The following is a 1,236-nucleotide window of genomic DNA, read 5'->3' on the forward strand; positions in this document are numbered from 1 at the left end:
CGCCATCGCCGCCGGCGCCGCCGCGGCCGCCGCTGGCGACGACCACGAACGCGCGGTCGGCCGGAGCGAGCACGAAATCCTGAAAATCGCCTTCCACCCGCAGCGCCAGCAGCTTCGGATAGCGCGCGCTGGCGACGAAGGTCGCGTAAGCGCGCAGGCGCGGGCCTTCGAAGCCGTTGCCGCCCGGCTCGCCGTCGCCGCCGTTGCCGCCGTACGCGCCGCGGCCGCCGTGATCGCCATCGAAGCCCCTGCCGCCGCTCTCGCCATAGCCGCCGTCGCGGCCGGCGGCGCCGGGACCGCCCGGCGCGCCGATGCTGCCGATGCAGTCGTAACTCGCGGGGTAATGCACGGTGCGGGCGAGCTGCGCGCTGGGATGCAGCAAGGTCGCGCCGATCGCGAAACCGCCCTCGAGCGTGGCCAGCACGTCCGGATCCGGCGTGAACCAGCCCAGTTCGTCGAACCGGCCCTGTTCGCTGTTGAAGGCGAAGTTGCGGAAATCCAGCATGCCGTTGCGGCGGGTGCCGTTGCTGCCGCGCCAGGTTTCGTACAGCAGCGGCGCCGGTTGCCGCGGCAGTTGCGCGCCGACCACGACGTGCATCTGCACCCGCTCGCGCGGGCAGATGGCGGCGGCGCCGTCGGCCAGATCGACCTGCATCGAATCGACTTTCGCCTGTTCCAGATGCACGGTGTTGATGCCGGCGATGCTGCGCACCGCGCCGCAGCCCGGCAAGGTCGACGCCAGGGCCGCGGCGGCGGCCAGCGCGAGGCCGCGCCGACGCGATACGAGGAAGGTCGGCGCGATCCGGCGCATGCGGGCGGTCCGTGGAGAGAGGCGTTCAGGCTTGCATCGGCGCGATGAAAACGGTCTGAACTTTTTCGCCGTCGCGCCCCAACCGATGGCAGGGTCGGAAGCGGGAAACCGGTTTCGGCTATTTGCGCAAGGACGGGGCGACAAAACGCCGCGCGACGACGGCGGCGCGAACTCAGGCGAAGTGCTGGTAGCCGCGCCGCGGCGGCGTCCACGCCGAGCCGTCGGCCAGGCGCACGCGCACGCCGGGTTCGGCCTGGATCCGGCCGATCACCCGGGCCGGCGTGCCCGAGGCGGCCAGCGCACGCGCGATCGGGTCGCGCTGGTTCGGCGCGGCGGTGAAGCACAGCTCGTAATCGTCGCCGCCGCCGAGCTGCAGCGCGCGGCGGGCGTCGTCGGCGCAGGCCGCGGCCAGCGCGCGCGAAGCC

At 73.2% G+C, this 1,236-nt stretch carries 2 pseudogenes; both read right to left on the reverse strand.

Annotated elements, in window-relative coordinates:
• Positions 1-811, reverse strand: a pseudogene (locus A7A76_RS03575) (hypothetical protein); the annotation flags it as partial.
• Positions 812-983: 172 nt separating this feature from the next.
• Positions 984-1,236: pseudogene (locus A7A76_RS03580) on the reverse strand (thiamine monophosphate kinase); the annotation flags it as partial.

Origin of the sequence: Lysobacter enzymogenes, from assembly GCF_017168095.1 — a bacterium.
In the GTDB taxonomy this organism is placed as follows: Bacteria; Pseudomonadota; Gammaproteobacteria; order Xanthomonadales; family Xanthomonadaceae; genus Lysobacter; species Lysobacter enzymogenes_D.